The sequence below is a fragment of the Synechococcus sp. UW86 genome (genome assembly GCF_900474085.1).
GTDB lineage: Bacteria > Cyanobacteriota > Cyanobacteriia > PCC-6307 > Cyanobiaceae > Parasynechococcus.
In genome coordinates, this window is sequence record NZ_UCNU01000016.1 from 1 (window position 1) to 2,885 (window position 2,885).

Genomic DNA, 2,885 nt, shown 5'->3' on the forward strand with positions numbered 1-2,885 from the left:
CTTGAGCCGAGACATCCCGCCCCAGGAACAAAATCGCAAATGGTTTCGCAGCCATTTGCTCAGCCGGGAACTGGAATTACAGGAGCTCTATGAACTGCCGCAGGGAGAGCTGGATCTCGTGATGCAAAAATCTAAAACTTGCCCCCAACTCGCCCAACGCTGCACTAAAGAAATGAAAATAAAAGGCACTAAAATCCCGAATTTCTCTGCAGGCTGATACAAGGCTTGACATCTAGCATTAATTCAACAAAGACCCATAAGGAAAGAGGAATTTATTTAATCAATAATCAAAATATTTACAAAATCAAATCAAAGGATTATCAAAATCTCCTACCACAAAATCTGATTAAATTTCAGTAAATCTCCGTGACGTCCGAAAGGGCTGACTTAATCGGCATGACAAATTGCTTATCATCAAAATCCAAAATAGCCCTTTGCCTGTCCCCAAAATTATCCCTATAGACAATAGTAAATACATGCTGATGCTCTACCTTCTTAAACAATAAGCCAATAATCCCTATCCTTCGAGCAAGGTCCATATCAGGCTTTTTAAGACTAGAATCTGTATAGTTCCAATGAATAATATCTGAATACCTGATTTTCTCTGAGGTCCTACCAGTGCGCGGGAAATAAATTTTGAATCCACTCCTCATGAAAGATACATTGCATGGGAATCTTGACTGCACATCAAACATACACTGCAAATCAGTAAATTCTCCATAAGCATTTGACTTAGGAACAGTCAGAACTGAAGACGCAGACAATAAAGCTGCAGTCAAAACGAGAATGGATTTCCTTAGTGACATGATCAAAAAATAGAATTAAACAATGCTATTGAGCAAAATCAAGACATTTTATACTCTAAAAAATCAACAATTTTATCCATCGTATTATAAAAAGCTGACTTCATTTGATCGGTATTCGATCCGCCACCAAAAAATTGCATACCAGTAATTCCATTAAGCCTATTTGCTCTTTCTTTGCCAACCTGGACAGTCCTTCCAGTGAAAGTCCGCGATGCAATGATGTCTTCTTCGCGTGTACTTATAATATCAATTTTAATATCAATTTCAGAATTACTTTCTACCTTTCGCTTACCTGAGCCACCGAATATTGCGCCCATAGGGGTAATTGATGTGGTGGAGTTTTGAGTTCCAGATGCTTTTAGGACAACAGGTCTGATTATGTATCTAGCTCCTAAAACTTTAGCTGCCTCAATAAGCTCAATTATGTTGCTGTCATTTACAAGCCCCTGCGCCCCACTGTTACCACCGCCACCTCCAAATCTAGAAGCCATTCCTGCGTTCATCATTTGCATCTGCTGCATCTGCATCATTTGCATCTGCTGCATGTATGCAGCCTGGGGGTTTCCTTGTCCATAAGGGCTTCCACCACCGTACGGACTAGCTGCACCCATACCCATTGGAGAGGCAGCAGCACCACCACTCATTATCTCTTTTAATTTCCTTTGAACTTTGAACCAAGCGACGGTTTTAACACCGCCATTACGTAGAGTCTGGTTCAAAACTTCGCCAGCAAAATCCGTAAGACCCCCAGCCTGTCCGCCGGACTTGTCTTGCACTGGCATTACCACCACACGCCTTTTAGTAGTGAACCTGAATCCACTTAAAGAATCTCTTACCTGCTCTTGAGCAACAACTGGCTGTTCAGCAATTAAGCACGGCGCAACAGCCATTGAAGCAACTAACAAGGCTGAAAGAGCCTTCATGAGTCGAAGTTGTAATTTGCAGACTACAATACCATACTTCTATTGATCTGCTTTAAATTCCTGAACTAGCCTACTTGCGTCTTTAGCGAATTCTCCAGCAACTTTCATATTTACAAATCGCACAAATGCCGTTCGACGACGACCCTCTTCCTTAAACATGAAAGCATAATCGACAGTTCCTGTTTTTTTGGTAGCTAAAAAGCCAAGCAAACCAATAGGTCCCAGCAACAGAGTTGTGACTGTACCTACAACGATATTAGAAGATTTACCGTAATCCTCGTAGACCCTTAAATCCCTGAAGTTATCTCTATCTACATACAAGTAATCGGTAGGAAGATTTCCCTCGACATTGTCAACCCCGACAGTTATTCTACATGGCTGATATGCCGAATAATATGAACAGATTGCTTCGTAGGTTCCACCCAACGCGGGGGTGGACAGGGCTGAAGCAGTTGCCAATGCAATTAATCGCTTGATCATTAGAGATCTTTTTTCATCAATTATCCCACAATACTCGAAGCTTCCTGAAAGATCGCAAAAAGATTGGTCGGAAGAAAAGGATCTACATGCCTGTGAAATTATCTATTAATACCTGCACTAAGCAACAGCACTAATACGCTCGAGCAACTCCTGGTCTCGACCCTCCACCAGTGGGCGATATCGATTCAGGGACAGGTCCAAATCTCCCTGCTGCGCATCCCGCCAGATCTCAGCGCAGATGGCTTGCCCTCTGGCTTGGGCAACTGGATCGTCGAAACGACCAATCCGATTGATGAAATGATCTCGAACGTCCAGCCTCAACCTGACTTGGAGAGCACCGTTGTTGTCCTCACCCTTGGTGGCTTCTTCAGCATCCCTCTCCCTTGCATGGGAAGGGCTTAGGGCTGACACCCCTTAAAAGCCAAGCCAGATCAGCAGATCCAGTAGCTCTTCTTAGCCCTAGACGAAATCCAGTGCCCTTTTGGCTTGGGTTCTGGCTTATGGACTCAGAAGAGTCCTAAGCATCTTTGAGCGTCACCTTCAAAACCACTGCGAGTAGAGGGCATTAGGACTCCCCGCCTGACCCACCGAGTCAAACTGAATTACATCCACGCTGTGATCCCCCTTGAGCCGAGACATCCCGCCCCAGGAACAAAATCGCAAATGGTTTCGCAGC

At 43.9% G+C, this 2,885-nt stretch carries 2 protein-coding genes and 1 pseudogene; 1 reads left to right on the forward strand and 2 read right to left on the reverse strand.

Translation table 11 applies throughout. The annotated features are described in order from the left end of the window. A pseudogene (locus tag DXY04_RS12145) lies at positions 1 to 217 on the forward strand (hypothetical protein); the annotation flags it as partial. Between the two features lie 627 nt (positions 218 to 844). Here the strand turns inward: DXY04_RS12145 and DXY04_RS11810 are convergent. Beyond that, complete coding sequence (locus DXY04_RS11810) at positions 845 to 1,729, reverse strand: hypothetical protein (RefSeq protein ID WP_136975379.1); 885 nt, start codon at positions 1,727 to 1,729, stop codon at positions 845 to 847. Between the two features lie 39 nt (positions 1,730 to 1,768). Then, positions 1,769 to 2,209: a hypothetical protein gene (locus tag DXY04_RS11815; protein ID WP_136975380.1), complete on the reverse strand. Its 441-nt coding sequence runs from the start codon at positions 2,207 to 2,209 to the stop codon at positions 1,769 to 1,771. Positions 2,210 to 2,885: the final 676 nt, after the last annotated feature.